The sequence below is a fragment of the Terriglobus sp. YAF25 genome (assembly GCF_052113305.1).
In the GTDB taxonomy this organism is placed as follows: Bacteria; Acidobacteriota; Terriglobia; order Terriglobales; family Acidobacteriaceae; genus Terriglobus.
On the sequence record NZ_JBFRCY010000375.1, the window covers coordinates 1 to 4,486 of the forward strand.

General features: G+C 55.5%; 2 protein-coding genes. One reads left to right on the forward strand and one right to left on the reverse strand.

The features are described from left to right. A partial coding sequence (locus AB4043_RS15905) for a carboxypeptidase regulatory-like domain-containing protein (RefSeq protein ID WP_442307488.1) occupies nucleotides 1–3,341 on the reverse strand: 3,341 nt, incomplete at its 3' end. 427 nt (nucleotides 3,342–3,768) lie between these two features. On the opposite strand from AB4043_RS15905, the gene AB4043_RS15910 reads away from it, so the two are divergent. Continuing rightward, a partial coding sequence (locus tag AB4043_RS15910) for an alpha-L-fucosidase (protein ID WP_442307489.1) occupies nucleotides 3,769–4,486 on the forward strand: 718 nt, incomplete at its 3' end.

Here is a 4,486-nt window from a genome sequence, read left to right on the forward strand (position 1 = left end):
GTAATACCTGGCGTGTCGGGTCCGGGTACCGCCTTATACGTCGGCAAAACGAAGGTGCTGGTGTCGAAATACTGCGTGACTGTCCTCTTGTTCTTTGGAAGAACAGGGTTAGCAGTTACTACAGCACGTGCACCATCTCCGCCGCCGGTCAGGTCGATGCCAGAGGTGTTGAGCGTGATACCGTACGGAGTTCCACTGACAAGCTCCGCGATACCGGAGTACTGCCAGTTATCCAGCACGGCCTTCGTAGCCCAGTTTGACCACAGAGCACTGCCCTTCGGAAGATCCCACAGCCAGTGAACGACAAAGTTGTTGGTGCGGTCATAACTGGCCAGGGAGTAATTCCAGAAACGGCGGTCCTGGTAGGTCGCCACCGTTCCGTTCACAGCATCCGCGTCGGTCATGGCCTTCGACCAGGTGTACACCACACCGAACTGCAGCCCCTTGGCAAAGCGGCGAGTCAGCTGTGCCTGCAGCGAGTGATAGTTGGACGTACCCGAGTATGAACGAAGATTGATCGCGCCGTAGCCCGGAGTTGGACGGAAGAAGTTATCGTTCAGTGGAACCGGCTGTGAAACGTTGCCAAGCACCGTAGTCGCGGCGACCGTATTGTCGATGTTCTTCGCTTGGAAGTGCGAAAGATACGGCACCAGATTCGTGTTGTACTGCTCGCTCAGGTGGCGTCCGAAGGTACCGACGTAGGCAACGTCAATGACCGTGCCTCCGTTGATGGCCTGCTGTATGCCAATTGTTCCATTGAAGATGGTCTCCAGCGGCCTGTTCGGCTGAAGAATTCGCGTATCTTGCGGGCTGATCGTCGAGATACCAGCACCGCTGCACGCGGAGCCGGAGCAGTTGTTGGCAAACTGACGGGCATCCCCATAGTTCTGCACAGGGTTGATGACGATCGGTCCTATCAATGAATAGTCGCCAACAGTACCGCCGCCTTCACGCATGTTGTAGAACAGTCCGGTTCCACCGCGAATTACGGTCTTTGAGTTGTTGAAAGGGCTGTATGCAAAACCRAAACGGGGAGCCACCAGTAGACCATTACTATTGCGCAGAGATGCCGGATAGCTGGTGTCGGTGTTCACTACTGTGCCATTGAAGAAGTCACCGGAGTTCGGCACAAACTGTCCGATATAGACAACAGGCAACAAAGGATTTCCGGAAGATCCGGGCGTGCCGGCTCCAGGATCGACAGCATAGCGTGTCTTGGTCTTCGGGTCCTGATACGGCGTATAGAGTCTCGGCACCTTTGCACTGTTGTACCGGCTGGGGACGTAACCAGCGCCATTCCCCGGCTTCAGAGTCGTCGGCAGGTCATAGCTGAACCGGACACCATATTCCAGGGTCAGGCTAGGAACCACCTTCCAGCTATCCTGCAGATACCACTCCAGCACCTTCCACGTCGGAGCATAGTCGGTCGTATTGCTCCCCTCTGTGTAGGAGTTGTAGTAACCGGCGACGGCATTGGCGTAGGCATAACCGGTGTCGTTCGGATTCGAGGAGTTCGTGTCGAAAGAGAACTGTCCATCGAAGGTCGCACCCGTGTGCCGTTGGATATAGAGGCCCTTCTGATAGTAGATACCTGCCTTCGGCGTATGACGGTTGAAGACTTTGGTGATACCGTCCGTTACCTGCCAGGAACGTGTATCGTCCGAGAGCGGGAACCGGTTGTCAAACAGAATCGACGGCGAGTTGGCGATCGAGAATCCAGTGCTGCCTGCAAAGCTCGCTCGCGGCACCAGCTTCAGCGGATTGATGGCCGGATTGTACTGCCCAAGATTGATGCCCAGCTTGTCCTTCTGGAACTTGGCGATATCGGCAGAATTGGAAAGACCTGTTGTCTCGTTCCAGCTCGCAAAGCCGACATTGAGTTCGTTGATCAGTGTCTGGGTTGGAATATAGGTGACGTTTAAGGTCGCATTTCTCGAAGGCGTGGAATAAAAGAACGGTACTCCCCACTGCATCAGCGCGTTGACCGCTGCCGCATTCGGACCATCATTCGTGGTCGTCATATGCGTTCCGCGGAAGTAGGTGTGCAACTGGGTGAAGGGGTTGTAGTCAACGCGCAGCACTTGCTGGTTTACAGGGTTCTTGGTTACGCCCTGATTGACGTAGTTATAGAGGCCACCACCAATTGTGCCGCTCGCGTTCGGCAAAGGCAGAATGCTCATCAGTTTCTGCGTGTCAGGGTCGATGCGGCTGGTTGGGATCTTATTGCCCGGAAAGCATCCCGACGTGTTCGCCTTGGAGCAGGTTGTCGACGAAGATGTCGGGTCCTTGATATAGACCTGATTGCCGCTCTTATCGACACTCTGCGAGAAGTCACCCTGGCGCTCCAACGCTGTCGGCATCATGAACTGGCGTAGTGTTCCAGGCTTCTTGGTGGGCCAGATCTCCTGCGAGAAGAAGAAGAAGATCTTGTCTTTTCTCTCATTGAGAAGACCGGGAATGAAGAAAGGTCCGCCGACGTTATAGCCGATGGTGTTGTAGCGGCTTATCGGGCGAGGCACATAGGTCTTGTTCTTATTGAAGTAGTCGTTGGCGTTGAAGGCTTCATTACGGTTGTAGTAGTAGGCCGAGCCGTGAAAGCTTTTCGAACCCGACTTGGTCACAATCTGTACCACTGAACCGGCGGCCTGACCGTACTCTGCCTGGTAGTTGCCCAGAAGCACCTTTACTTCGCCGATCGCGTCATAGTTCATCGGTGTGTCAAGGTTCGGACCGCCACGCGTGTTTCCCGTGGTTCCATCGATACTCAGGCTGTTGTAGTCGCCGCGTACGCCATTGATCGTACCCGCGCTCTGTGTTCCGAGCTGGCTTGCGCCGCCGCCATCCTTAACCACACCGGGAAGAACGCGAAGCAGCGCTGTCACGTCGCGCCCCGCCGTCATCAGGGTGGACAGCTCCTTCGAGTCGAGCAGGGCCGAGCGTTCGCCGCTCTCAGTCTGCACAGGCGTCCGGTCTGCCTGGACCTCAACCGTCTCTGACTGTGCGCCGACGGCCAGGGTAATGTTACCGGCGGAGAGACGCTCGTTGGCGCTGAGGTTCAGGTTCTCTTTTTCGTAGGCCTTGAATCCGATGAGGGCGATTCTGACCTTGAACTGACCGGGTTGGACGGCGGGAAAGACAAAATCGCCCGATTCGGCGGTTTTAGCCTCGCGCACCTCTCCGGTTTGCAAGTTAAGGAGCTGTACGGTAGCTCCGACAATGTTGGCGCCAGATGGGTCTACAACGTGACCGCTGATCTGGCCGCTGGTGCTTTGTGCGGAAATGGAGACAGTGGTCGCGAGCAACACCAGCAGAAGAAATGGCCTCAAAAACGATCTGATCATTACAACTTCCTTTCGCGCCCCAGATGTCGGTCAGAGCCAGTGGGTATGAATACGTATACAACTCGCGAAACGTATTTATGCATTCAGAGGAGCGGGCATCATCGTGCGTGATCTATTCAGCCTTTGTCAATGGAAAATTTTCTCTGTAAAAACAGGCTTTCAGGAATGAATCGCCTCAGAAATGCCTGGTTACCGGAGGATATGCCGAACGCCCTTCAGCCCCTCAGAAAGCAGCAAATCTTTCTTGACACTGTTTCCTGCACACGTATACATTTTTGGGGCTTTCCTCCTTCCCCCTGAGAAAAATCTGCCCCGCACAAGGATTTCGTTGACCATCGATCGATGGTTCATGAAAAATGCTTTTCATATTTGACAATCGCCAATCGCCCACAGCTAACCGTCTTACATTGCTTCAGGAGGAACCTTCGTGCTCAGTAAGAAACTTTTCGATCGCCGGCAGGCGCTGCTCGGGACCGCTGCTTCGATCGCCGGTCTCGCGGCTCCAAAATTCGGCTTCGCCCAGCAGACCATCTCCAATCAGGCCTACACCGGAAAAACGCAGCCCGGGGATGAAACCCGCACGCAGCGCCTGCAGTGGTGGCACGAAGCAAAATTCGGCATGTTCATCCACTTCGGCGTCTACAGCAGCATCATGCGGCACGAGTGGAACATGGAGAACGAAGCCCCGCCGATCGAGGAGTACATGGCGCATGCGAAGTCGTTCAAGCCATCCCGTACCGGACCTCGCGCGTGGGCCAAACTGGCAAAGCGCGCTGGCATGAAGTACATGGTTCTGACCACGAAGCACCATGAGGGCTTCTGCAACTTCGATACCAAGCTCACGGACTACAACGCGGTCAAACAAGGGCCCGGCTTCGACATCGTCAAGGAATACGTAGATGCAGCCCGGGCCGAAGGGCTCCGCGTCGGCTTCTACTACTCGCTGATGGACTGGCACCATCCGGACGGCGCCCACTGCGCCACCGACGAGGCTGCCCGTAAACGGTTCGTGGAATATACCCACGGCCTCATCCATGACATCCTCTCCAACTACGGGAAGATCGACGTCCTGTGGTACGACGTTCCCTGGCCACTGGACGCTGACGGATGGGAGTCCAAGCGGATGAATGAGATGGTCTTCAAAC